We start from the raw sequence: 23,283 nt of genomic DNA on the forward strand, positions 1-23,283 counted from the left end.
TCAGGGCAGCGCGGCCCTCTTGTGGGGGGAGGGCTTGTGGCGTCGCGGGGCGGGCGTCGCGGGGAGCAGGACCTTGGCGCACTCCTCGCAGGCCATCACCGGCGTGCCCGAGGGCAGCCTGCCGACGCGGACCCGGGGACGCGGCCACTTCTTGTGGCACACCACGCAGGCGTCGCCGTCGCGCTGCGGTCCGGTCAGGTCGCCGGGGTCGAACGTCAAGGAACGCCGTGATGCTCCGGCCGGATCCCAGCTACTCATCCCGCTCCTGCTGATCGAATGTCTTGTACCCGAACCGTTATAACTCCATTACCCTCAGTGATCGACTAGTGCGATGTCAAGGATGGGTTAAATCACGCGCATCGCACGCGCCGGACAACAACAAAAGGGGCACCCGGCAGCAAGCCGGGTGCCCCTTCGGTGGTCCTCCTAAACGGCGGACACGGCCTTCTCCAGGATGGACAGCCCCTCGTCCAGCAGCGCGTCGGAGATGGCCAGCGGCGGCAGGAAACGCAGCACGTTGCCGTAGGTGCCGGCGGTGAGCACCACCAGTCCCTCGGCGTGGCAGCGCTGGGCGATCTCGCCGGTCAGGGCCGGGTCCGGCTCCTTGGTGCCCGGCTTGACCAGCTCGATCGCGATCATCGCGCCGCGCCCGCGCACGTCGCCCACGACCGGGCAGCGCTCGGCCAGCGCGGCGAGCCGGGGCAGCATCAGGTCGCCGATCTGGCGCGCCCGCGCCACGAGGCCGTCCGCCTCGATCGTCTCCAGCACGGCCAGCGCCGCCTCACAGGCCAGCGGGTTGCCGCCGTAGGTGCCGCCGAGGCCGCCGACGTGGACGGCGTCCAGCAGCTCGGCCCTGCCGGTGACCGCGGCGAGCGGCAGGCCGCCGGCGATGCCCTTGGCCGTGCAGATGATGTCGGGGACGATGCCCTCGTCCTCACAGGCGAACAGGTGGCCGGTGCGGGCGAAGCCGGTCTGCACCTCGTCGGCGACGAACACGATGCCGTTGGCCTTGGCGAACTCGGCCAGCCTGGGCAGGAAGCCGCGGGCCGGCACGACGAAGCCGCCCTCGCCCTGGATCGGCTCGATCACGATCGCGGCGACGTTCGACGCGCCGATCTGCTTCTCGATCGCGTCGATCGCCTGGGCCGCGGCCTCCTCGGCGCAGTCGTCCGGGCCGGTGGGCCAGCGGAACGGGTACGCCATCGGCATCCGGTACACCTCAGGGGCGTACGGGCCGAACCGGTGCTTGTAGGGCATGTTCTTGGCGGTCAGCGTCATCGTCAGCAGCGTGCGGCCGTGGTAGCCGTGGTCGAACACCACGACGGCCTGGCGGCCGGTCGCGTGCCGGGCCACCTTCACCGCGTTCTCCACGGCCTCGGCGCCGGAGTTGACGAGGAACGTGCGCTTCTCGTGGTCACCGGGCGTGAGGTGGTTGAGCTTCTCGCACACCTCCACGTACGACTCGTACGGCGTGACCATGAAGCAGGTGTGGGTGAAGTCGGCGACCTGGCGCTGGACCCGCTCGACCACGCGCGGAGCGGCGTTGCCGACGGTGGTCACCGCGATGCCGGAGCCGAAGTCGATCAGGGAGTTGCCGTCCGCGTCCACCAGCACGCCGCCGCCCGCGTGGGTGACGAAGACCGGCAGCGTGGTGCCGATGCCCGGCGGCACGGCGGACTGCTTGCGGGCGAACATCTCCCGCGACCGCGGTCCGGGGATCTCGGTGAGGAGGCGGCGCTCCTGCGGGAGCGTGGGGCCGCCGTGTGCGATGGGCCCGTCCGGCCGGTGTGCGTCACGCTCGGTGCTCATGCCTTCGACCGTACGGCCACCGGGCCGCGCTGCCGACCTGGCGACATGGCACAATAAGGCCGAGCCGCTTGTCCATCTTGTACAAGCGCGTACGGTTTTCGAGGGTCCTTCTGGGGGCGGGATGGCTCCGAGCCTGCGGCGCGTGGCGGCGATGCCACCGCTGCGCCTTCGCGTCCGCGCGGGAGCCGGCGTGCTGGACCGGCCGGTGCGGTGGGTCGCCGTGAGCGAGCTGGAGGATCCGACGCCGTTCCTGGAAGGGGACGAGCTCGTGCTGACCACCGGCATGCGGCTCGGCCCCGGCGACGCGGCGGCCTACGTCGCCAGGCTGGTCGCCCGCGGGGTGGCCGGGCTCGGTTTCGGCGTGGGCCTCGGCCACGAGGACGTGCCGCCCGCGTTCGTCGAGGCGGCGGAGCGGGCCGCGCTGCCGCTGGTCGAGGTGCCCAGGGAGACGCCGTTCATCGCGATCGGCAAGGCGGTCAGCGAACTGCTCGCCGCCGAGCGGTACGAGGAGCTCAGCGCCGCCTTCACGGCGCAGGGCCGTCTCACCCGGGCCGCGCTGCGGGAGGAGGGCACCGCCGCGGTGGTGGAGCGCCTCGCCCTGGAGATCCACGGCTGGGCCGCCCTGTTCGACGACACGGGCACGCTGCTCAGCGCCGCCGGGGCGGGCGCGGACGAGGGCGCCGCGATGGCCGGGCACGAGATCGGACGGCTGCGGGCCCCGGGCGCGCCCGCCAGCCTGGCCGTCTCCGGGCCGTCCTGGCACGTCGTCGTGCAGCCCCTCGGCGACCAGCCGCGGGTGCGCGGGTTCCTCGCCGTCGGCGCCGCGCGCCCGTTCTCGCCGGTCGGCCACACCGTCGTCAACACCGCGGGCTCGCTGCTCACGCTGGCGCTCGAACAGGGACGGGCGCGGCTGGCCGTCCAGCGCCGCGTGCGCACCGCCGCGCTGCGGCTGCTGCTGGCCGGGGACGCCGCCTCCGCCGGCGAGGTCCTGGAGGCCGCCGGGCCACAAGGAGCCGTCCGGGTCTCCGAGGCGGACGAGATCCCGGCCGGGCCCGTGGTCGTGCTGGCCTGCGAGCCCCGGGACGCCGAGGCGCTGCTGGACGCGCTCCCGGTGTTCGCCGCGCCCTGGGGGCCGCTGGTGGTGGCGCTGGCCCCTGAGGGCGACGCCGAGCGGGTGATCGGCCTGGCCGCCGCGCACGGCCGGGTCGGCGTGGGCGGCCCCGCAGGGCCCCGGGAGCTCGCCACGGGGCTCGACCAGGGCCGGCGCGCGCTGGCCTCCGCCGCGCCCGTGATGCGCTTCGCCGACCTCGCCGGGCAGGGGCTGCTGTCGCTGGTGGACCCCGGCCTGCTGGAGGGCTTCGCCTCCTCGCTGCTGGCGCCGCTGCGCGAGTACGGCTCCCGCGCCGACCTGGTGGAGTCGCTGCGGGCCTACCTGGAGTGCAACGGCCACTGGGACGCGGCGGCGCAGCGGCTCGGCGTCCACCGGCACACCCTTCGCTACCGCATGCGCCGCGTCGGCGAACTGCTCGGGCGCGACCCGGACGACCCCGCCGCCCGCGCCGAGCTGTGGATCGCCCTGTCCGCGCCGGAGCGCGCCTCGGGGAGCCCGAGAGGCCGGTGAGCGCGGCCGTCAGAGCGGGACGGGCAGGCTGTCCTTGTGGACCAGGTAGCGGCTGATCGCGGCCAGGGTCACCGAGGCGTACACCCGGTCGTCGCGCAGGTGGCCCGCCCGCTCCAGGCTGACGGCGCCCTGCGCCGCCGCCCACAGGCAGTCGGCGATCTTGCGCGGCTGGGTGGGGACGAGGTAGCCCGCCGAGATGCAGTCGGCGATGGCCCGGTCCAGGACGTTCACCGCCGCCCTGGCCAGCGTGCGCGCCCGCTCGCTCGGCTCGAACCCCGGGATCGCCTTCTCGAACATCACGCTGTAGTAGCCGGGCTCGGCCAGGCACGCCTCGCGGTAGGCCGGGCCGAGCGAGGTGAGGTACTCGAGCGGGTCGGGGTGGCGCGGCACCGCGGCGAGCCGGCGGCGGAACCGCTCGAAACCCTCCAGGTACAGCGCCTCGGCCAGGCCCTCCTTGTTACCGAACATCGTGTACACGACGGTGGTGGAGCACCCGGCCTCGCTGGCGATGCGCCGCACGGTGAGGCTCTCGGGCCCGTGGCTGAGCAGAAGGTCGCCCGCGACCTGGATGAGACGTTTTCGTAGCTCGTCGTGGGACGTCTGGTTGCCCAGCGCGTACGCCCCTTGGAGACCGAGCGGCGCCGGCGAAACCATGAGCGACCCAGACCCTTCTCAGCAAGGACCCCCGCACGGGCCCGCATCTGGACTTAACCACGTGCCAGAGGCTTCAAACCGACATGCAGTAGAAAACATTCTTAAATTGCGGCATGTCCGTTACGGAAAGGGGAAGTACCGTTTCTTATGCGGATTGTAGCGCTCGATGGCGCCTCTTGTCCGCAGTGGAGTAGGCATCGCGCCACCTTCGTGACATACCGTCGTCACATGGACGTACGCCCCTTCTGGCTCGCCGGTTCGCCCGCCCGGGGCGAGGCGGAGCTCACGGTGACCAACCCTCACGACGGCCGAGTCGTCGGCATCGCATCCGTGCCCGACCCCGACCAGGCCGAACAGGCCGTCGCCGCCGCGCACGCGGTGCGCAAGGAGGCCGCGGCCCTGCCCATCCACGTGCGCGCCGAGGCCCTGGCCCACGTCTCGCGGCGCCTGTCGGAGCGCGCCGAGGAGATCGCCCGGCTGATCAGCGCCGAGAACGGCAAGCCCATCTTCTGGGCCCGCGGCGAGGTCGGCCGCGCCATCTCCACCTTCCGCTTCGCCGCCGAGGAGACCCGGCGCTTCAGCGGGGAGGTCCAGCGCCTGGACACCGAGCCCGCCGCGGCCGGCCGCCTGGCCTACGTCTCGCGCCAGCCGCACGGCCCGGTGCTCGCGATCACGCCGTTCAACTTCCCGCTGAACCTCGTCGCCCACAAGGTCGCCCCCGCCATCGCGGTCGGCGCGCCGGTGGTCGTCAAGCCCGCGCCCGCCACCCCGCTGTCGTCGCTGCTGCTCGGCGAGCTGCTCGCCGAGACCGACCTGCCCGCGGGCATGTTCTCGGTGCTGCCCGTGCCCAACGACCGCGCCGCCGCCCTGGTCGAGGACCCCCGCCTGCCCGTGGTCTCCTTCACCGGCTCCGGGCCCGTCGGGTACGCCATCAAGGAGCAGGTGCCGCAGAAGCACGTGACGCTGGAGCTCGGCGGCAACGCCGCGGCCGTGGTGCTCGCCGACGCCGACCTGGACTGGGCCGCCGGGCGCATCGCCCTGTTCTCCAACTACCAGGCCGGGCAGAGCTGCATCGCCGTCCAGCGGGTCATCGTCGACGAGTCCGTGCTGGACGCCTTCACGCCGAAGCTGCTCGCCGCCGTGGACGCCCTGGTCGTCGGCGACCCCGCGGACGACAAGACGCAGGTCGGGCCGCTGGTCTCCGAGCAGGCCGCCGAGCGGGTCGAGCAGTGGATCGCCGAGGCCGTCGAGGCGGGCGCCCGCGTGCTCGCCGGCGGCGACAGGGACGGCGCCACCGTCGCCCCCACCGTGCTCGCCGGCGTCCCGGCTAGCGCCAAGGTGATCTGCGAGGAGATCTTCGGTCCCGTGCTGGTGATCCAGCCGGTGGCCTCGGCGGACGAGGCGTTCGCCGCCGTCAACGACTCCAAGTACGGCCTGCAGGCGGGGGTGTTCACCCGCGACCTCGGCCTGGCGTTCCGCGCCGGCAAGGAGCTGGAGGTCGGCGGCGTGATCATCGGCGACGTGCCGTCCTACCGCGCCGACCAGATGCCCTACGGCGGCATCAAGGAGTCCGGCGTGGGCCGGGAGGGCCTGCGCTCGGCCATGGAGGACTTCACCTACGAGAAGGTGATGGTGCTCACCGGGCTCACGCTCTAGCCCGGACCAGTGCCTGAGGGCCGCTCCCGAGCCGGGGCGGCCCTCAGGCGCGCTCCGCGGTCTCGAACAGGCGCCTGGCCTCGTCGCCGAAGTAGGGGCCGTACATCGTGCCGGGGTCGTCGCTGTACTTGAAGCTGCTCACCGAGGTGATCACCCCCTGTCCGGTGGCGGGGTCGAACGCGCTCAGCCACGGGCCGCCACTGGAGCCCGCCGTCAGATCGCAGCGCATTCCCTGGTCGGAGGTCTGGTCGTGCGGGTCGCCGTGCGGGGCGCCCGCGCAGTACACCAGGTGCTCGCCGTCGTAGGGCGGGTCGGCCGGGAAGCCGAACCCGTACGCGCGCAGGCCGCGCGGCCGGTTGAACCCGATGTCCTGGCCGCCGACCACCTCGGTCAGGTGGCCGCGCGCCGAGGGGTTCACCACCACCATGGCCAGGTCGTGGCTGTCGTCGCCGCGCCGTGACCAGCGCTCGGGCACCAGCACGCGCCGGGCCGTGAACGCCCCGTACGGCCGCCGCCCCGCGTCGTAGCCCGGCACGAACGTCCAGTTCTCCGCCCAGGCGCCCGCGCCGTCCTTCGCGCAGTGCCCGGCCGTGACCACCACGTCCATGTTGTGGCTGCGCACCGCGCCCGCCGAGCAGACGAAGTCGACGCCGCGCATGGTCAGGAAGACCCGGCCGACGGTGCGCGTCACCGCGCCGCCCGCCGCCCAGCGCGCCCCGGTGGTGCCCACCCGCGCCCCGCTCGCGCGGCGCCGGGCGGGAGGCCCTGCCGCGCCCGGCCAGGGCGGGACGGGCAGCCGGACGGGCGTGGCGGACGCCGGCGGCGGGACCGCGCCGGAGGCCAGGGCGCCGAGCGCGGACATCTGGCCGAGCAGGTCGGCGGGCAGGGCGCGCGCCATGCGCCGGTGGGTCCAGTAGCCGAGCACGCGCCGCCGCTCGCTCCGGGTGCGCGCGGCGGCGTGGGCGATGACGCCCGCGGGCCCGGGCCGGGTCACCGGGGCGGAGGCGGGGAGGGGACGGGCCGGGCCGCGGGACGGGGCGCCCAGGAGCCCGGCCAGCAGGGAGAGGGCGGCGACCAGGGGGAGGATCGGCGTCATGGCTCCCGAGTGTGAACGACGCTGCGTGCCCTCGCGGATACTTTCGGTAAATCAGGTGGCGTTCTCGTTCTGGGCCGCCGTGTAGACCGCCTGGGCCTCCTGGCCGAAGTACGGCCCGAACATCCAGTACGGGGCGAAGTTGTACTTGAAGCTGTTCACCGAGTTCAGCGAGCCCGTCCCGGTGCGCGCGTCGAAGCCGGTGAACCAGCCGCCGCCGCTGGAGCCCCCGGTCATGTCGCAGGACAGTCCCTGGTCGGTGGAGACCAGGTAGTCGTCGAACACCCGGCCGGAGCAGTAGATCAGCCGGGACCCGTTGTACGGGCTCGCGGCCGGGTAGCCGAAGGCGTGCATCTGGCGGCCCCGCGGCTGGTTGAACGCCACCGCGGCCCCGCCGACCACGTCGGTGAGGCGCTGCCCGTTCAGGGGCGCGACGACGGCGGCGGCCACGTCGAAGTTCATGTCCTCGCCGGAGCTCCACTGCGGGGTGGTGAGCAGGTCGGTGGCCACCCACGTCCCGTACGGGCGGGCGCCGTTGTCGTAGCCGGGGACGAACACCCAGTTGGTGTGGAAGGCGCCGCCGAGCTTCACGCAGTGCCCCGCGGTGATGACGACGCTCTTGTTCGCGCTGCTGACGGCGGTGCCCGAGCAGGAGGCGCCGCGGCCCTGGTAGGTGAAGAAGACCCTGCCCTCGGCCTTGGTGATCGCGCCGCCCCACGTCCACGGCAGGCCGGAGGAGCGGAAGGGCGGGGGCGTGACCGGCGTGGGGGAGGGGGACCCCGAGGGCGACGGCGTCGCGGAGGAAGAGGGAGAGGGAGTGGGGGTGGGCGCGTCGGACGGCTCGGCCGCCGCGCGGCTCACCCCGGTCGGGCCGCCGGGCGCGACGGTCGTCCTGCCGCCACGGGTGCGGACCAGGTCCAGCGGCCTGGCCGCGGCCATCTTCGCCGGGGTCCAGTACCGCTTGACGCCGCGCTGCTCGCCGGAGGTGTCCGCCGCGTCGTGGACGATGGGCCGGGGAGCGCGCGCCGGCGCGGGCGGCTTGGCGGCGTCCGCGGCGGGGGCGGTGAGCACGATGCCCGCGGCGGCGAGGGGCGCCAGGGCGAGTACGGGGACGAGACGTCGTGCGGTGCGGTGCATGCGGGGGTCCTCCTGAGGGGCGTGCGCCGGGCGGAGGGCGCGCCCGCGGGGGGAACGCGCGGCGCGTCCCGCCGTGCCCGGCTCGTGCTGTCGGTGCCGTGTCTGACGCGCGACCGTAGTGCGACAGATCGCCGCATTTCTCGTGATTCGCCGAGACGGGTATGGCGGGATTCGGGCATTGAGCTGCTGCTTTCCCACCCGTCGCTGTGGTGTCACGCGGGTCGGCCGTGGGCGGGGACCGGCCCCGCGATAATGGAGGGCATGCAGACGTCACTCGCCGTCCCCGCCGGCATCGGGGCGGCCGCGCCAGAGCCGCGCGAGCCCCGGTCGATCGTCGTGCTCGGCTCGACGGGCTCGGTGGGCACCCAGGCGCTGGACGTCATCGCCCGCGAGCCCGGCCGTTTCCGCGTCGCCGGGCTGGTCGCGGGCGGCGGCCAGGCCGACCTGCTCGCGCGCCAGGTCGAGCGGTTCGCGCCCGAGGTCGTCGCGGTCGCCGACGAACGCGCCGTCCCCGCCCTGCGCGAGGCGGTGGGGAACGTCCCGGTGCTCGCCGGTCCCGAGGGCGTCGCCGAGGTCGCCGCCTGGCCGTGCGACATCGTGCTGAACGGCATCACCGGCGCGGTGGGGCTCACCTCCACGCTGGCGGCGCTGTCGGCGGGGCGGGTGCTCGCGCTGGCCAACAAGGAGTCGCTGATCATCGGAGGGCCGCTGGTCAAGCGCGCCGCCGGGCCGGGACGCATCCTGCCCGTGGACTCCGAGCACTCGGCGATCGCCCAGTGCCTGTGGGCCGCCGGGCCGGAGGGCCACGACCCCGCGGCGGTGCGGCGGCTGGTCGTCACGGCCAGCGGCGGCCCGTTCCGGGGCCGGTCCCGCGCCGACCTGCGGGACGTCACGCCCGAGCAGGCCCTCAAGCACCCCACCTGGGACATGGGCCCCGTCATCACGCTGAACTCCGCCACGCTGGTCAACAAGGGGCTGGAGGTCATCGAGGCGAACCTGCTGTTCGACATCCCCTTCGACCGCATCACCGTCGTGGTCCACCCGCAGTCCGTGATCCACTCGATGGTGGAGTTCGTCGACGGCTCGACGATCGCGCAGGCCAGCCCGCCCGACATGCGGCTGCCCATCTCCCTCACGCTCGGCTGGCCCGCCCGCGTCCCCGGTGCCGCGCGACCCGTCGACTGGACCAAGGCCCACACCTGGACCTTCGAGCCGCTGGACGACGAGGCGTTCCCCGCCGTGGCGCTGGCCCGGCACGTCGGCGTCCTCGGGGGCACGGCGCCGGCCGTCTACAACGCGGCCAACGAGGTCTGCGTGGACGCCTTCCTGGCCGGACGGCTGCCGTTCCCGGGCATCGTCGACACGATCGAGGCGGTCGTCGGCGCGCACACCGTGTCCCCGGCCGGCTCGGTCGAGGAGGTCCTGGCCGCCGACTCCTGGGCCCGCGCGCGGGCGCGCGAGCTGACGGGGGTTTAGGCCCGCCCGGGTGTGAGATCGGCCATAGGGCCGTGGCGCCCGCGGCGGGCGCGCCAAGGTGGGACGCCGCACGTGTATGCCGACCAAGGCCGCTTAATGGGTATCTCTGTGTCCGTAACCCTGAGGTGCGCGGGGTTACCTAGACTGGATCCGTCTGAGCGCGCTGCCGAACCGACCAAGGTGCTGGAACATATGACATCTGTTGATCTGGGCATTCCCTCCGTGCGGAGCAAGCCGATCGCCGAGCGGCGGGTGTCTCGGCGGATCATGGTGGGGTCCGTGCCGGTCGGCGGCGACGCCCCGGTTTCGGTGCAGTCCATGACCACCACGCTGACCGCCGACATCAACGCCACGCTGCAGCAGATCGCCGAGCTCACCGCCGCGGGCTGCCAGATCGTCCGCGTGGCCGTGCCCTCGCAGGACGACGCCGACGCGCTGCCCGCCATCGCGCGCAAGTCGCAGATCCCCGTGATCGCCGACATCCACTTCCAGCCCAAGTACGTCTTCGCCGCGATCGACGCCGGCTGCGCGGCCGTCCGCGTGAACCCCGGCAACATCAAGAAGTTCGACGACAAGGTCGGCGAGATCGCCAAGGCCGCCGCCGACGCCGGCGTCTCCATCCGCATCGGCGTGAACGCCGGCTCGCTCGACCCGCGCCTGCTGGCCAAGTACGGCAAGGCGACGCCCGAGGCGCTGGTGGAGTCCGCGCTGTGGGAGTGCTCGCTGTTCGAGGAGCACGGGTTCCGCGACCTGAAGATCTCCGTCAAGCACCACGACCCGGTCGTGATGATCCAGGCATACCGCCTGCTCGCCGCCAAGTGCGACTACCCCCTGCACCTCGGCGTCACCGAGGCGGGCCCCGCCTTCCAGGGCACGATCAAGTCGGCCGTGGCGTTCGGCGCGCTGCTCGCCGAGGGCATCGGCGACACCATCCGCGTCTCCCTGTCGGCCCCTCCCGTCGAGGAGGTCAAGGTCGGCATCGGCATCCTCGAGTCGCTCAACCTGCGCGAGCGCGGACTCGAGATCGTCTCCTGCCCCTCCTGCGGGCGCGCCCAGGTCGACGTGTACACCCTGGCCGAGCAGGTCCACGCCGGGCTCGACGGGCTGAAGGTCCCGCTGCGGGTCGCGGTCATGGGCTGCGTCGTCAACGGCCCCGGCGAGGCCCGCGAGGCCGACCTCGGGGTGGCCTCCGGCAACGGCAAGGGCCAGATCTTCGTCAAGGGCGAGGTCGTCAAGACCGTGCCGGAGTCCCAGATCGTCGAGACCCTCATCGAGGAGGCTCTGCGCCTGGCGGAGGAGATGGGCGTCGAGGTCGACCTGGAGGACGAGGACGCCCCGGGCCCGCAGGTCGTCGTGGGCTGACCCGCGCCCGTTCGTGGCCCCGCCGCAGGTCGGCGGGGCCAGACCCTTCCTGGCCCCCGCTCGGTGGGTGTATCCAGGAAGGGTGCGGCTCCGCAGGCGGGAGACGGGCGCCCGCCGGGTCTGGCAGTCCGGTCAGGCCGTGGTGGCGGTCTCGCTCGCGCTGATCGCGATGATCACGATCGCCGACCTCATCACCCCGGCGACCATCCAGTTCAGCCCTTTTCTGATCGTCGCGCCCGCGGTCGCCGCCTCCGCCGCCGGCCCCGGGCGCACCGCGCTGATCGCCGCCGTCGCCGTCGCCGACCTGATCCTGCTCGACGTCCGCTCCTCCCTCCTCGGCATGCCGGCCGCGCGGGCGCAGTTCGCGGCGCTCGTGCTGGTCTCGACGTTCCTCGTGGTGTTCGCCGCCGTGCGCGAGCGACACAAGGAGGAACTGGTGCGCGTCCGCTCGATCGCCGAGGCCGCGCAGCAGGCGCTGCTCCGCCCGCTCCCCGCGCGGCTCGGGCCGCTGCGGGTCGCCTCGGCGTACCTGGCCGCCGAGCGGGAGGCGCAGATCGGCGGCGACCTGTACGCCGCCGCGCCCGCGAACGCCGGGGCGCGGCTGCTGATCGGCGACGTCCGGGGCAAGGGGTTGCCCTCGGTGTCGGACGCGGCGCTGCTGCTCGGCGCGTTCCGCGAGGCGGCCCGCCGCCACGCGGCCCTGCCGGAGGTGGCCCGCCACCTGGACGAGAGCGTCCGCGTCGACCTGGAGGAGAACTCCGAGCACTCCGGGGAGGTCTCGGAGAACTTCATCACCGCGGCCGTCCTGGAGGTGCCGGGGGACCGGCAGGTGCTCCACCTGATCGACTGCGGGCATCCTCCGCCCCTGCTGGTCCGCGACGGCCGGGTCTCCACCCTGCACGTGGCCGCCCCCTCGCCGCCGCTCGGCCTCGGGGAGCTGGGGGACGGCGCCTACCGGGTCGCGACGTTCGACTTCCGGCCGGGCGACACCCTCCTGCTCTACACCGACGGCGTCGTGGAGGCCCGATGCCCGTCGGGAAGTTTCTATCCGCTGGAGGAACGCCTCGGCTCCTGGCCCGGCGACGGCCCCGAGGCCCTGATCGCGCACGTGCGCGCCGACCTGCTCGCCCACGTCGGCGGACGGCTGGAGGACGACGCCGCCATGGTCGCCATCCGCCGCCTGTGAACCGGCGCCCGCGCCGGGAACCCGTCGATAGTGACTGCCGAAGGTAATCACATGACTACGGAATGGTAAACATTGCTCGTCCGGGCGCTTGCCCGACCGCACCATCCGGCAGCATCGCCTCTGGTCCCAGCAGGCGGAGGAGAGTGACGGGTGAGACGGGTTCTCGGAGTGGTCGCGAGCGCGGCGGTGCCGATCGCGCTGGTCGCCGGCCTCACGACCGGGGCACGGGACGCGGCCGCCGCGCCCCGCGACACGGTGCAGTGGGGGGCGTGCCCCGGGCCGAAGACGGCCGCGAAGGTCGAGTGCGGCACCGTCAGGGTCCCTCTCGACCACGCCAAGCCCGACGGCCCGGCCATCTCCCTGGCCCTCAACCGCGTCAGGGGCTCGGCCTCGCACGACCAGAACGGCGAAGGGGTGCTGCTGGTCAACCCGGGCGGCCCCGGAGCCTCCGGCATCACGCTCGCCCGGTACGTCGCGGCCGCGCTGCCCAGGGACGTCGCCGCCCGCTACGACGTGATCGGCTTCGACCCGCGCGGCGTCGGGGCCAGCGAGCCCGCCCTGAGCTGCGTGGACCCGAGGAAGCACTTCGCCGCCCCGCGCCTCGACCAGGTGCCGGGCGACCGCGCCGCCGAGGCGGCCCTGCTGGCCAAGGCGCAGGAGTACGCGCAGGCGTGCGCCACGCGCTGGCCGTTGGTGCTGCCGCACATGGCCACCGAGAACTCGGCCCGCGACATGGACGCGATCCGCCAGGCGCTCGGCGAGCAGAAGATCAGCTACCTCGGCTACTCCTACGGCACCTACCTCGGCGCGGTCTACGCCACCCTGTTCCCGAGCCGGGTCAGGCGGCTCGTACTGGACAGCGTGGTCGACCCCGAGGGGGTGTGGTACGACGCGAACATCGCCCAGGACTACGCCTTCGACCGGCGCCACCACGACTTCCTCGCCTGGGTGGCCCGCCACCACGACGTCTACCGCCTCGGCCGCACCGAGTCCGACGTCGCCGCCGCCTACGCCGGCATGCGCCGTGGCCTCGCCGCGAGGCCGTCCGGCCCGATCGGCCCGAGCGAGCTGGACGACATCTTCACCGTCGGCGGTTACACCGACCTCGTGTGGCCGCAGCTCGCCGGCGCGTTCGCCGCCTACGTCCGCAAGGGGCAGGGCGACCTGCTGGTCAGCGCCTACCGCCAGCACGTCGACCACGACGCCGCCGCGGAGAACAACTACGCCGTGTACCTGGCGGTGCAGTGCCGCGACGCCGACTGGCCGCGCGACTGGGGCCGCTGGGTGGCGGACACCGTCAAGGTCAACGCCAAGGCGCCGTTCATGGCCTGGCAGAACGCCTGGTACAACGCGCCGTGCGCCTTCTGGCCGGTGAAGGGCGGGCCGCCGCTCCGCGTCGGCGGGTCCGCCGGCCTGCCGCCGATCCTGCTGGTGCAGTCCCGCTACGACGCCGCCACCCCGTACGCGGGGGCGCTGCGGGTGCGCGCCCGGTTCCCGAGCGCCCGGCTGCTGCGGGAGGGCGGCGGCAACCACGGGGTGTCCTTCGGCGGCAACCCCTGCGTCGACCGCCACCTGGCCGCCTACCTGCGCGACGGCAGCCTCCCCGGCGGCGCGGACCGGCACGCGGGGCGCCGCCCCGACGCCACGTGCGCCGCGGGACCCGAGCCGAAACCGCTCCCGCCGCCGACCCGCGGGCACGGACACCTGCGGCTCAGAAAGGTGATCGCGGCTCCGTAGGGCCGGTTCGTTCCAAAATCGGCCCGGTCGCGTAGGCTAAGCCCGTGATGCTGCGAACATCGGCGTCGCGCGTGCTCGACGACCAGGACCGCGACGAGGTGCTCACGATCCTCGACGCCGATCCGGTGGCCAACGTCTTCGTCGCCTCCCGGGTACGGTCCGTCGGGCTCAGCCCGGCGCGCCTCGGCGGGCAGATGTGGGGCTTCGGCCCCCGTGGCGGGATGACCGCCCTCTGCTACTCGGGGGCCAACCTGGTCCCGGTCAACGCCGGTCCCGAAGCCGTCCAGGCGTTCGCCGACCGCGCGCGCAGGCAGGGCCGCCGGTGCTCGTCGATCGTGGGTCCCGCGGACGCCGTCGAGAAGATCTGGGAGCGCCTGGAGCCGTACTGGGGGCCCGCGCGGGCGATCCGCTGGGCCCAGCCGGTCATGGCCACCTCCGCGCCGTCGCCGGTGCCGCCCGATCCGCTCGTCCGCCAGGTGCGCCCCGAGGAGTTCGCCACGCTGCTTCCCGCGTGCGTGGCGATGTTCACCGAGGAGGTCGGCATCTCACCCGACCTCGGGGACGGCGGCGCGCTGTACCGCTCGCGGGTGGCCGAGCTGATCCGCATCGGCCGCTCCTTCGCCCGCATCGAGGACGGTCTCGTCGTCTTCAAGGCCGAGGTGGGGGCGGTGACGCCGCAGGTCTGCCAGATCCAGGGCGTGTGGGTCCACCCGGACCGGCGCGGCCGGGGGCACGCCGTGGCGGGCATGGCCGCGGTCGTGGAGCAGACGCTGCGGCACTTCGCGCCCGTGGTGTCGCTGTACGTCAACGACTTCAACGTGGCCGCGCGGGCCGCGTACCGCAGGGTGGGCTTCAAAGAGGTGGACACCTTCATGTCCGTCCTCTTCTGACCTCTGCTGGCTGGTTCTGCCGGGGGTTCGCCGCCACCGCGCGGGTTCCGCGGCGCCGGTACTCTTGGCGGGTGCTCGAACTGGTGACCGCGACGCGGTACGTGACCCCGCTGCGGGAGGGCGGGTCGCTGCCGGGCGTCGTCGAGGCGGACGATCTCGGCACCTACGTCGTGAAGTTCCGCGGCGCCGGCCAGGGGCGGCGGGTGCTCGTCGCCGAGATCATCTGCGCGGAGCTGGCGCGGCGGTTCGGCCTGCGCACCCCCGACCTCCGGATCGTGGACCTGGACCCGCGGATCGGCGCGCGTGAGCCCGACCCGGAGATCCAGGAACTGCTCAAGGCCAGCGAGGGCCACAACCTCGGCGTCGACTTCCTGCCCGGCGCGCTCGGCTTCGACCCCCTGGCCTGGTCGCCCGACCGTGCCTTCGCCTCCCGGCTGCTGTGGTTCGACGCGCTGATCCACAACGTGGACCGGAGCTGGCGTAACCCCAACCTGCTGGTCTGGCACGGTGACACCTGGCTGATCGACCACGGCGCGGCGCTGTGGTTCCACCACAACTGGCGCACCGCCGACCCGCAGCGTCCCTTCGACGCCCGCGACCACATCATGGCGCCGTACGCCGAGCGCATCGAGGAGGCCGACGCCGAGCTGCCGGGCCTGGTCACCGAGGACGTGCTGCGCGAGGTGACCGCGCTCGTCCCCGACGAGTGGCTGGAGGACGAGCCCGGCTTCGCCGGCCCCGCGGCCGTGCGTGACGCCTACATCGAGCACCTTCTCGCCCGTGCCCACGGCCCGCGCGCCTGGCTGCCGGAGGTCGCGCGATGAGCGGCGCGCCCGAGGTCTACGAGTACGCGGTGATCCGGGTGGTGCCCTGCCTGGTGCGCGGCGAGCTGATCAACGCCGGGGTGATCCTGTACTGCCAGCCCCGCGACTACCTGTGCGCGCGCACCGAGCTGGACGAGCCGCGGCTGCGCGCCATCGACGAGGACGCCGACGCCGCGCAGGTCCGCCTGGCGCTGCTGGCCTACGAGCGGGCCTGCGCGGGGGAGTCCGAGTCGTTGCGCGCCCAGTCCCTGGGCAGCAGGTTCCGGTGGCTGACCGCGCCGCGCAGCACGATCGTGCAGGCCGGCCCCGTGCACGCCGGGCTCACCCGCGACCCCGCCGCCGCGCTGGAGGGCCTGATGGACCGTCTGGTGCGCAGGCCCTAAGCTGGCCGAAGATCCGTCCCCGGCCCATCGCCTGGCCCGGCGCGGCGCGCCACGGCCCGTGAAGGAGAGGAACGGCCTCATGCGGCTCGGCGTCACCATGTTCGCCACCGACAGGTCCATGCCGATCACCGATCTGGCCCGCGCGGCCGAGGAACGCGGCCTCGTCTCGCTGTGGGTTCCCGAGCACACCCATATCCCCGTCTCGCGCCGGACGCCGCACCCCTCGGGGCAGCCGCTGCCCGAGATGTACAAGCGCACCCTCGACCCGCTGGTCGCCCTGTCCTACGCCGCCGCCGTGACCGAGCGCCTCACCGTCGGCACCGGCATCATGCTCCTCGCCCAGCGCGACCCCATCGCCACGGCCAAGGCCGTGGCCACGCTCGACCTGCTGTCCGGCGGCCGGTTCGCGCTCGGCGTCGGCTTCGGGTGGAACGCCGAGGAGATGGAGACCCACCACGTGCCCTACGACCGGCGCCGCGAGGTCGTCCGCGAGCACGTCCTGGCGATGAAGGGGCTGTGGACCGAGGAGGCCGCGGGGTTCGCGGGCGAGCACGTCGCGTTCGAGCCGTCGTGGTCGTGGCCCAAGCCCGCGCGCGTGCCCCCGGTGTACCTCGGCGGCGGCGCGGGGCCGAAGATGTTCGCGCACATCGCCGAGTACGCCGACGGGTGGCTGCCCCTGGGCGGCGGCGGGCTCAGGGACGCGCTGCCCGCGCTGCGCGAGGCGGCGGAGAGGGCCGGGCGCGACCCGGCGACGATCGAGGTCATCCCCTTCGGCGTGGACCCCGACCGGGGCAAGCTGGAGCACCTCGCCGGGCTCGGCGTCGGCCACGTCGTGTGCTCCGTGCCGAGCGGTCCCGCCGACGCCGTGCTGCCCGTCCTGGACGCCTACGCGTCGCTGCTCTGAGCCCGGTTCCGGTCCGGCACCCACCACACCCGGCCCCCGGCGATCTCCTGGTACACGTCCAGCAGGTCCTCGCCGGAGGTCACGCTGCGCGACTCGGCGGCGGCCCAGGTGTAGACGCCGCGCGCCATGATCGAGGTCTCCTGCCGCGCGCGCAGCGTGTAGACCCGGGCCCTGATCTCGTGCAGCTTGTGGTCGCCGGGGCCGGCCTGCACGGCCAGCTCGGCGAGCTGGCAGGCGAGCCGCGGGTCCCCTTCCGCCGCGGCGGTCGCCGCGCGGGCCGCGAGCGCGGGCGCGCCGCCGGCCAGGTCCGCCAGCGCGCGGGCCAGCACCTCGTCGGGCGCGGGCTTGAGGTGGGCGGGGTTGCCGTCGTGCCAGCCGCCGTACAGCCGCCAGACGTTGCGCACGACGAACTCCGGCTCGTCGTGGTAGGGCCGCAGGAACGGCCTGCGGGCCAGCGCCTCGGGAGGCCGCACGGCGTGGACGATCTCGTCCAGGCGCGCCCCGGCGTTCATGAGCTCCAGGGTGCGCTCGACCAGGTGGTCCAGGTAGTCGGCCGTCTCGGTGAGCGCCTGGCGCACCCGCGCGGCCCCGGCGACGGGCAGGCCGTGGCCGGGCAGCAGCACCTCCGCGCCCAGGGCCGCCATCGCGCGCAGCGCGACCGCCCACTCGTCCGGGTAGCGCTGGGCCTTCTGCGGGTTGCCCGCGTTCGGCGTCACCCAGGCGAACAGGTCGCCGGTCAGCAGCACGCCGCGCTCGGGCAGGAACGCCCAGGTCGCGTCGTCGGTCTCGCCGCGCGCGTGCCGCATCTCGAAGGTCACCTCGCCCAGCGAGACGTTGATCTCGTCGCGGTAGGTGAGGTCGGGCTGCCGGTAGGAGGCCGGCCAGGTCAGCCGGGAGAAGCCGTACTGCCGCTGGTTGACCATCGTGTTGTAGCCGGCGGTCCTGGCGTAGCGGGCGAACCGGCGGGTGACGGCCTCGTGCGCGATCACGACCGGCCGGGGGCCGTCCTCCGCCTCGAACGGGCCGAGGCCCGCGACGTGGTCGAGGTGACCGTGGGAGAAGACCGCGTAGCGGACCGGCTCGTCCGACCAGGCCCGCATGGCCGCGTGCATGGCCGGCGCGTCCACGTCGTTGCCGGTGTCGAACAGAGCCAGGCCGCCATCGCCCCTGATGCCGTAGACGTTGCCGAAGGCGGGCCACATCACCACGCCCTCGGCGACCTCCTGCGCCCCCCTCGAGCGCAGGTCCCCCAGCGGCACCTCTCCGGGCGTCACCGCCCCTCGCCAGACGCTGTCGGCGTGGTCGAGGATCGGTGACGTCATGCGCCCAGCCTCGCCCGGAGCCCCGCGCCGTCGCAGTAGGGAGTTCCCTACACCTCCCGCCCTCGTCTGACACGGGCGCACGCGCGCCGCGCGGGACGCGTGTCAGATGTCGCCGCGCTCGTAGGCGAGCGCCAGCTCGACGCGGGAGCGCAGCCCCGTCTTGGCGTACACGCGCGACAGGTAGACCTCCACGGTCTTGCGGCTGTAGTGCAGCTCCTCGGCGATCCGCGGGTTGGACAGCCCGCCCGCGACCAGCTCCGCCACGCGGCGCTCCGCGGTGGTGAGCACGGCCGAGGGCGCGGGGGCCAGGCCCGCCTCGCGCAGGCGGTGGGCGGCGCGGTCGCGCCAGGGCGCGGCGCCGAGCTCGCCGAAGACGGCGTGCGCGCGGACGAGCTGGCGGGCGTCCCCGAGGACGCCGAGGACCAGCCGGGCGTGCGCCTCCTCGAACTTCAGCCCGTCGGCCCGCGCGGTCTCCAGCGCGGCCCCGGCCCGTTCGGCGTCCTGGAAGGCGGCCGCGGTGGCGAGCAGCGCCGTCAGCCGGGCCCGCGGCGTGCCGCCGTGCGCCATCTCGTCCAGCGCGAGCGCGGCGGCGCGGGCGCCGTCGGCGTCGCCTGTGATGATGAGCATGGCGGTGCGGAAGCCGAGCGCCCGGTGGGCGACGTCGGTAGGGCCGGTGCGCACGGCCTCGTCCACCAGCCGCAGCGCCGACGCGCGGTCGCCCACGCCGAACGCCCGCCTGGCGGCGAACAGGGCGCGCAGCGACACCTGGAGGACGCAGGTGAGCGGCGGGCCGGCGAGCAGCGGCTCGGCCTCGTCGTAACGCCCCTGGTCGAGCAGGATGTCCAGCTCGATGTTGCGCAGCAGCGCCGCGTTCTCGCGCAGCCCGGCCTCGGTCAGCGCGACGGCGTCGGAGCGCAGGTCGCGCAGCGCCCGCTCCCACTCGCCGCCGAGCCTGCGCACCACGGCCAGCGTGCGCACGTGCTGTCCGGCGATGTCGTGCCAGCCGAGCCCCCGGTAGATCTGCTCCGCCTCGGCGAGCAGGCCGAGCGTGCGGGTGCGGAGCCCGGCGCTGGCCATGATGTGCGCCGCGGACTCCAGCGCGGCCAGCCGGGCTCCGGGCGGCAGCGCCGCGGACGCGGACAGCAGGGCGCCCAGCGCGCGCTCGGCCTCGGCCCAGTCGCCCTTGATCAGAGAGTCGCCCGCCAGGGCGCTGAGCGTGATGACCAGGTCCTCGGGCGGGCAGGTGGGCAGCGCCGCCCACGCCTCGCGGACCAGCGCGCCGCAGTCCTCGCCGAGCTGGGTGCGCACCACCGCCTGCTGGGCGAGCAGCGCGGCCCGGTGGTCGGCGTGCGGCAGGTGCTCGGCCGCGATCGACACCGCCAGCTCGTACCGGCCCATGGAGTGCGCGGCGTTCACCATCGTCTGGGCGGTCCGGGTGTGGCGGCGTCCCGGCTCCAGCACCGCGAGCGCCTGGCGGCCGGCCCGCAGCGCGTCGACCGGGCGCGACCCCTTCCAGTACGACAGCGCCTCGCGGGCCAGCAGGACGCCGCGCTCGTGCGCCGGGGCCAGCTCGGCCGCCCGGCCGTACCAGTGTCCGGCCGAGAGCGGCGCCGTCCAGCGGGTCGCCTCGGCGGCGCGCAGCATGGCGGGCAGGGCCTCGGCGCTCGTGCCGCCCTCGGCGAGGTGGGAGGCCCATTCCAGGACGCTGCGCGCGCCGGCCAGGCCCTGGCGGTGCAGCAGGCCGGCGATGCGGGCGTGCACCCGGCGGCGCTCGGCCGGGCCGAGGTCGGCGTACAGGGCCTCGGCGACCAGCGGGTGGGCGAACTCGTAGGCGTCGTCGTCGGCGGGCACGAGCAGGCCGTCCCCGACCAGCCCGTCGAAGGCGCGCTCCGCCTCGGCCGCGTCCAGGCCGGCGATCTCCGCCAGGGCGGGCAGGTCGGCCGTGCGGGCGGGCCGGGTGCGGCGCAGCGCGGCCAGCACGCGGGCCAGCCCGCGCCCGCCGCGGTCGCGCTGGAAGAGGCGGCCGAGGATCGCGCCCCGGCGCGGGCCCGGGTAGGCCGACTGCACCGCGCCGCCCTGCACGAGCGTCAGCACGGCCTCGCGGACGAACCACGGGTTGCCGCGGCTCTCCTCGTGGACGTGCCGCACGAGCGAGGCGCTCGGGGCGCGGCCGAGCAGGCCGGTCACCACCTCGGCGACCTCCTCCGGCGCCAGGGGGCGCAGCCCGGCGACGACGTCGGCGTCCATCGCGGGCAGCCGCCGGGCGGTGCCGGCCACCACGAGGCCGGGGACGCGCCGGGGGAGCACCGACAGCACGCCGATGGTGTCGGCGTCGGCCAGGTGCAGGTCGTCGATGGCGAGCAGCGTGCGGCCCGGCAGGCGGCGCAGCAGGTTGGCGGTGTGCACGGCGGGCGCGGCGCCGAGGACGCCGAGCGCGGCCTGGTCGATGGCCTCCATGAGCCTGGCCAGCGGCTCGCGCGCGACCGGGTCGTCCTGGAGCGGGCCGAGGGCCTCGGTGAGGGCGGCGTAGGCGAGGCCGCTGCCGAAGTCGCGGGCCTGCCCGTGCAGCACCCGCAGCCCGATGGACCTGGCCATCTCGCGGGTCTCCGCCAGCAGGTGCGTCTTGCCGATGCCGGCCTCGCCGTGGACGAGCAGCGTCACGGGCGGGACGCGCAGCGCGGCCTCGAAGCGGCGCAGGATCTCGCTCCTGCCGGCGAGGTGTTCGGTCACCTCTCACCGCGGGGCGGGGCGTGGGGGCGGGCGCCGGGGGGCTGCCGGGTGGGTATGGTCATCGTCACCATTTTCGCGCGATCGGCTCGTGAAGCCATTCGCGCGGGAGACGGCCGTGGATGACGCGGGCCGCCCCGAAGTCTCACCCGGCGGTCGGCCGCTCCGCGCGGGGGCGCCGTACGGAGTGCCGGACGGTGCCGAGCAGGGCGGCGAGGACGAGGACGGCCAGCAGTACGGGGAGCAGTACTCCGGCCAGGCCGGCGGAGGTCGTCGCGGTGAGGGGGGTCTCGGCCGCGGCGAGCGTCACCGAGGCGGTGCCGGTGAGGGAGGTCGGCGATGTCTTGGCGCTCGCGTCCATGGCGAGCTTGACCTTCTCGGGGTAGCCGTAGCCGACGACGTAGGTCTGCTCGCGGGTCTTCTCGCGGACGTGCCCGCCGTCGACGTTGCCCTCGATGGTGCGGATGGTGCCGCCGTCCACGGCGACGACCATGCCCACGTGGTCGATGCCGTCCACGGTGCCCGAGCCGCTCCAGTCGTAGAACACCACGGCGCCGACCTCGGGGGTGTCGCCCCAGGCGTCGTGGTCGACGAACCACTGGGCGTGGTTCGGGGTGTAGGCGAACTGGCCGAACCACTTGTCGTAGCCGAGCCGGTGCGCCGCCCAGGACAGGAGCATGTCGCACCAGGGCTGGGCCGAGTAGTCGGAGTCGAACTCGACGGTCTTGCCGTACCAGTCTCCGTACTTGGTGTAGCCGCCGCCCTGCTCGCCGTAGCCCAGCTGGGACTTGAGCAGGCTGATCATGTTCTTCAGTTCCGAGGACAGCTCGGAGGACGGTTCGGACGTCATGGAAGCGAGGGACCTTCCTGTGCCTACCGGCGCCGGGGCACGCCGGACTGGGTGTGAGGCAGGACGTTAGCCAGGAAAAGCGCAGGTCAAAAGACGGCCAAGTCCTGGTGTCCACCGGTCAGGAAGATCGTTTTCTGGGCCGGGAGGCTCGGTGGCGCAGGGGTTTCCGGCTCCGTGCCGGTCTCGCGCGGGTCATGCATGGAATGGGATTTCTTTACCCAAAGCTTACTAAACCGGTCAAAGTAGAACGGTGTTCGGGAGGCTCGTCGCCCATCGGCGGCATGATCCCCGATCTCGCCACGTCCCAGGGCTCCAGGCGCTCGGCCCGCGCCTCACGACGACGGGCTCGGCGCGGGCTCGATGGGGACGTCCTGGGCCGGCGTGCGGAGCTGCCGCGCCAGCCAGGGGAGGGCCTGCGGCACCTCGCGGCTCCAGGTGTTGAAGTTGTGGCCCCCGCTCGGCAGGATCAGCGACGAGGCCCGCATCGGCGGCCGGACGGCGGCGAGGAAGTCCAGCGTCATCTTGTAGTTGGACTCGCCCTTCTGGCTGCTGGTGAGCAGCACCGAGATCGGCGGGTGCGGCAGGTGGATCAGGCGCCACATCATGTCGTTCTCGCGCATGAGCCTGCGGCTGCCGCCGAACAGGTCGCCCGTGGTGGCGTCGATCGGCGGCCTCAGGTAGCCCGACAGCGAGACGGCCGCGGAGTACGCCTCGGGGTGGCGCATGCTGATCTTGAGCGCGCAGTAACCCCCCGTGGAGGCGCCGAGGATGCCCCAGCTCGCGGCGTCGGTGCCCACGCGGAAGCCGCTCGCCATCGCGTCCTTCAGATCCTTGGTGAAGTACGTCTCGGCCTGGGGGCCGCGCGGCACGTCCACGCACTCGGTGTCGCGGGGCGGCGCGACGGTCGGGCGCATCAGCACCATGATCGAGGGGGCCATCTCGTTCCCCGCGATGGCCTTGGCGGCCACGAACGGCATGTTCATGCGGGTCACCAGGTTGCGCGCGTCACCGGGGTAGCCGGTCAGCGCGACGATCACCGGGAAGCGCGTGTTCGCGTACCTCTCCTCGAAGTACTGCGGCGGCAGGTACACGAACGCCGGCGAGCTGAGCCGGGACGTCGCGCCCGAGATGACGACCTCCTGGAGCCGGCCCCCGGCGTCGCTCCTGCCGCCGGAGGCCAGGGGGACGTGGGTGGTGCCGATCACCTGGACGCCGCCGGCCGGTCGCAGGGCGGGGGCCTGGGCGCCGGGTGCCGCCGGGTCGGCCACGATCGGGGCGGAGGTCTGCCCGCCGCCGGTACCGAGCAGATCCTCCCAAGTGCCATAAAAGCCGAAATAGTTATTCAGCACGAGCCCGAGCGTGGCCAAGGTCAGCATCTGGTTTCCCACCAGGACGACCAGCCGCCCGGCGACCGCCGGCCAGGTGCGCGCGCTCAGCCGCGGCCATATCCACCACACCGAGGCCACGAGCCCCACCACGGCGAGCAGGCCCACCAGAAGCTCCAGCTTTATCGAGGTGAGTCCCAATGTAACGTCTCCCGGTCTTGGTCTCACTCCACGGCGTATTTTATGGTAGTGCCAGCAAAAGTGGCTGAGGCGATATAGGGCCAGGTTAAGGATGTATCACTTCTCGGACGCCCGAAGCACGGACCG

At 73.9% G+C, this 23,283-nt stretch carries 19 protein-coding genes; 10 read left to right on the forward strand and 9 right to left on the reverse strand.

The features are described 5' to 3' along the window. Together BJ981_RS21445 and gabT are read right to left on the reverse strand one after the other, a co-directional pair. Positions 1-258 carry a hypothetical protein gene (locus BJ981_RS21445; RefSeq protein ID WP_184613080.1) on the reverse strand — a complete coding sequence of 86 codons (258 nt, stop codon included), beginning with the start codon at positions 256-258 and terminating at the stop codon, positions 1-3. A gap of 168 nt (positions 259-426) precedes the next feature. Further along, positions 427-1,809 carry a 4-aminobutyrate--2-oxoglutarate transaminase gene (gene gabT, locus BJ981_RS21450; protein WP_184613082.1) on the reverse strand — a complete coding sequence of 461 codons (1,383 nt, stop codon included), beginning with the start codon at positions 1,807-1,809 and terminating at the stop codon, positions 427-429. A 151-nt stretch (positions 1,810-1,960) separates the two neighbouring features. On the opposite strand from gabT, the gene BJ981_RS21455 reads away from it, so the two are divergent. Further along, entirely contained in the window at positions 1,961-3,430 is a 1,470-nt protein-coding gene (locus BJ981_RS21455; RefSeq protein WP_239139038.1) for a PucR family transcriptional regulator, read from the forward strand. Between the two features lie 9 nt (positions 3,431-3,439). Here BJ981_RS21455 and BJ981_RS21460 read toward each other — a convergent pair whose 3' ends face one another. Continuing rightward, entirely contained in the window at positions 3,440-4,084 is a 645-nt protein-coding gene (locus BJ981_RS21460) for a TetR/AcrR family transcriptional regulator (protein WP_184613086.1), read from the reverse strand. Between the two features lie 228 nt (positions 4,085-4,312). Here BJ981_RS21460 and BJ981_RS21465 point away from each other — a divergent pair, with 228 nt between their 5' ends. Further along, positions 4,313-5,740 carry an aldehyde dehydrogenase family protein gene (locus tag BJ981_RS21465; RefSeq protein ID WP_184613088.1) on the forward strand — a complete coding sequence of 476 codons (1,428 nt, stop codon included), beginning with the start codon at positions 4,313-4,315 and terminating at the stop codon, positions 5,738-5,740. Positions 5,741-5,783: 43 nt separating this feature from the next. On the opposite strand, the gene BJ981_RS21470 is transcribed toward BJ981_RS21465, so the two are convergent. Both BJ981_RS21470 and BJ981_RS21475 read right to left on the reverse strand, forming a co-directional pair. Next, positions 5,784-6,836, reverse strand: coding sequence for a trypsin-like serine peptidase (locus BJ981_RS21470; RefSeq protein WP_184613090.1), 1,053 nt, complete (start codon positions 6,834-6,836; stop codon positions 5,784-5,786). A gap of 51 nt (positions 6,837-6,887) precedes the next feature. Further along, positions 6,888-7,970, reverse strand: a complete 1,083-nt coding sequence (locus tag BJ981_RS21475; protein WP_184613092.1) for a trypsin-like serine peptidase — start codon at positions 7,968-7,970, stop codon at positions 6,888-6,890. Between the two features lie 261 nt (positions 7,971-8,231). Here BJ981_RS21475 and dxr point away from each other — a divergent pair, with 261 nt between their 5' ends. The 8 genes from dxr to BJ981_RS21515 all read left to right on the forward strand — a co-directional run bounded on the left by dxr (position 8,232) and on the right by BJ981_RS21515 (position 16,732). Beyond that, positions 8,232-9,446: a 1-deoxy-D-xylulose-5-phosphate reductoisomerase gene (gene dxr, locus BJ981_RS21480; protein ID WP_184613094.1), complete on the forward strand. Its 1,215-nt coding sequence runs from the start codon at positions 8,232-8,234 to the stop codon at positions 9,444-9,446. A 192-nt stretch (positions 9,447-9,638) separates the two neighbouring features. Next, positions 9,639-10,808: a flavodoxin-dependent (E)-4-hydroxy-3-methylbut-2-enyl-diphosphate synthase gene (ispG, locus tag BJ981_RS21485; protein WP_184613096.1), complete on the forward strand. Its 1,170-nt coding sequence runs from the start codon at positions 9,639-9,641 to the stop codon at positions 10,806-10,808. An 82-nt stretch (positions 10,809-10,890) separates the two neighbouring features. Then, positions 10,891-11,994 carry a PP2C family protein-serine/threonine phosphatase gene (locus BJ981_RS21490; RefSeq protein ID WP_204070039.1) on the forward strand — a complete coding sequence of 368 codons (1,104 nt, stop codon included), beginning with the start codon at positions 10,891-10,893 and terminating at the stop codon, positions 11,992-11,994. A 150-nt stretch (positions 11,995-12,144) separates the two neighbouring features. Beyond that, positions 12,145-13,731, forward strand: coding sequence for an alpha/beta hydrolase (locus tag BJ981_RS21495; RefSeq protein ID WP_184613098.1), 1,587 nt, complete (start codon positions 12,145-12,147; stop codon positions 13,729-13,731). 47 nt (positions 13,732-13,778) lie between these two features. Beyond that, positions 13,779-14,621 carry a GNAT family N-acetyltransferase gene (locus tag BJ981_RS21500; protein ID WP_184616297.1) on the forward strand — a complete coding sequence of 281 codons (843 nt, stop codon included), beginning with the start codon at positions 13,779-13,781 and terminating at the stop codon, positions 14,619-14,621. Positions 14,622-14,692: 71 nt separating this feature from the next. Further along, a complete protein-coding gene (locus BJ981_RS21505; RefSeq protein WP_184613101.1) occupies positions 14,693-15,445 on the forward strand; it encodes a HipA family kinase in 753 nt (250 codons plus the stop codon). Continuing rightward, positions 15,442-15,828, forward strand: coding sequence for a DUF3037 domain-containing protein (locus BJ981_RS21510; protein WP_184613103.1), 387 nt, complete (start codon positions 15,442-15,444; stop codon positions 15,826-15,828). The genes BJ981_RS21505 and BJ981_RS21510 overlap by 4 nt, the downstream gene beginning before the upstream one ends. A gap of 79 nt (positions 15,829-15,907) precedes the next feature. Then, positions 15,908-16,732, forward strand: a complete 825-nt coding sequence (locus BJ981_RS21515) for an LLM class F420-dependent oxidoreductase (RefSeq protein WP_184613105.1) — start codon at positions 15,908-15,910, stop codon at positions 16,730-16,732. Here the strand turns inward: BJ981_RS21515 and BJ981_RS21520 are convergent. The 4 genes from BJ981_RS21520 to BJ981_RS21535 form a co-directional block, all read right to left on the reverse strand. Beyond that, positions 16,714-18,054 (reverse strand): alkyl sulfatase dimerization domain-containing protein, encoded by a 1,341-nt coding sequence (locus BJ981_RS21520; protein WP_184613107.1) that lies wholly within the window; start codon positions 18,052-18,054, stop codon positions 16,714-16,716. The genes BJ981_RS21515 and BJ981_RS21520 overlap by 19 nt on opposite strands. Before the next feature lie 102 nt (positions 18,055-18,156). After that, positions 18,157-20,784 carry an ATP-binding protein gene (locus BJ981_RS39275; RefSeq protein WP_184613109.1) on the reverse strand — a complete coding sequence of 876 codons (2,628 nt, stop codon included), beginning with the start codon at positions 20,782-20,784 and terminating at the stop codon, positions 18,157-18,159. Between the two features lie 142 nt (positions 20,785-20,926). Further along, complete coding sequence (locus BJ981_RS21530) at positions 20,927-21,631, reverse strand: CHAP domain-containing protein (RefSeq protein WP_184613111.1); 705 nt, start codon at positions 21,629-21,631, stop codon at positions 20,927-20,929. Between the two features lie 332 nt (positions 21,632-21,963). Further along, complete coding sequence (locus tag BJ981_RS21535; RefSeq protein WP_184613113.1) at positions 21,964-23,157, reverse strand: alpha/beta hydrolase; 1,194 nt, start codon at positions 23,155-23,157, stop codon at positions 21,964-21,966. Positions 23,158-23,283: the final 126 nt, after the last annotated feature.

It is taken from the genome of Sphaerisporangium krabiense (assembly GCF_014200435.1).
Classification (GTDB): Bacteria; Actinomycetota; Actinomycetes; order Streptosporangiales; family Streptosporangiaceae; genus Sphaerisporangium; species Sphaerisporangium krabiense.

Coding starts and splice junctions, on each gene's coding strand:
- BJ981_RS21500 (WP_184616297.1), top strand. CDS start 13,779: ATGCTGCGAACATCGGCGTCGCGCGTGCTCGACGACCAGGACCGCGAC.
- ispG (WP_184613096.1), top strand. CDS start 9,639: ATGACATCTGTTGATCTGGGCATTCCCTCCGTGCGGAGCAAGCCGATC.
- BJ981_RS21445 (WP_184613080.1), bottom strand. CDS start 258: ATGAGTAGCTGGGATCCGGCCGGAGCATCACGGCGTTCCTTGACGTTC.
- BJ981_RS21510 (WP_184613103.1), top strand. CDS start 15,442: ATGAGCGGCGCGCCCGAGGTCTACGAGTACGCGGTGATCCGGGTGGTG.
- BJ981_RS21460 (WP_184613086.1), bottom strand. CDS start 4,084: ATGGTTTCGCCGGCGCCGCTCGGTCTCCAAGGGGCGTACGCGCTGGGC.
- BJ981_RS21455 (WP_239139038.1), top strand. CDS start 1,961: ATGCCACCGCTGCGCCTTCGCGTCCGCGCGGGAGCCGGCGTGCTGGAC.
- gabT (WP_184613082.1), bottom strand. CDS start 1,809: ATGAGCACCGAGCGTGACGCACACCGGCCGGACGGGCCCATCGCACAC.
- BJ981_RS21520 (WP_184613107.1), bottom strand. CDS start 18,054: ATGACGTCACCGATCCTCGACCACGCCGACAGCGTCTGGCGAGGGGCG.
- BJ981_RS21465 (WP_184613088.1), top strand. CDS start 4,313: ATGGACGTACGCCCCTTCTGGCTCGCCGGTTCGCCCGCCCGGGGCGAG.
- BJ981_RS21515 (WP_184613105.1), top strand. CDS start 15,908: ATGCGGCTCGGCGTCACCATGTTCGCCACCGACAGGTCCATGCCGATC.
- BJ981_RS21470 (WP_184613090.1), bottom strand. CDS start 6,836: ATGACGCCGATCCTCCCCCTGGTCGCCGCCCTCTCCCTGCTGGCCGGG.
- BJ981_RS21530 (WP_184613111.1), bottom strand. CDS start 21,631: ATGACGTCCGAACCGTCCTCCGAGCTGTCCTCGGAACTGAAGAACATG.
- dxr (WP_184613094.1), top strand. CDS start 8,232: ATGCAGACGTCACTCGCCGTCCCCGCCGGCATCGGGGCGGCCGCGCCA.
- BJ981_RS21475 (WP_184613092.1), bottom strand. CDS start 7,970: ATGCACCGCACCGCACGACGTCTCGTCCCCGTACTCGCCCTGGCGCCC.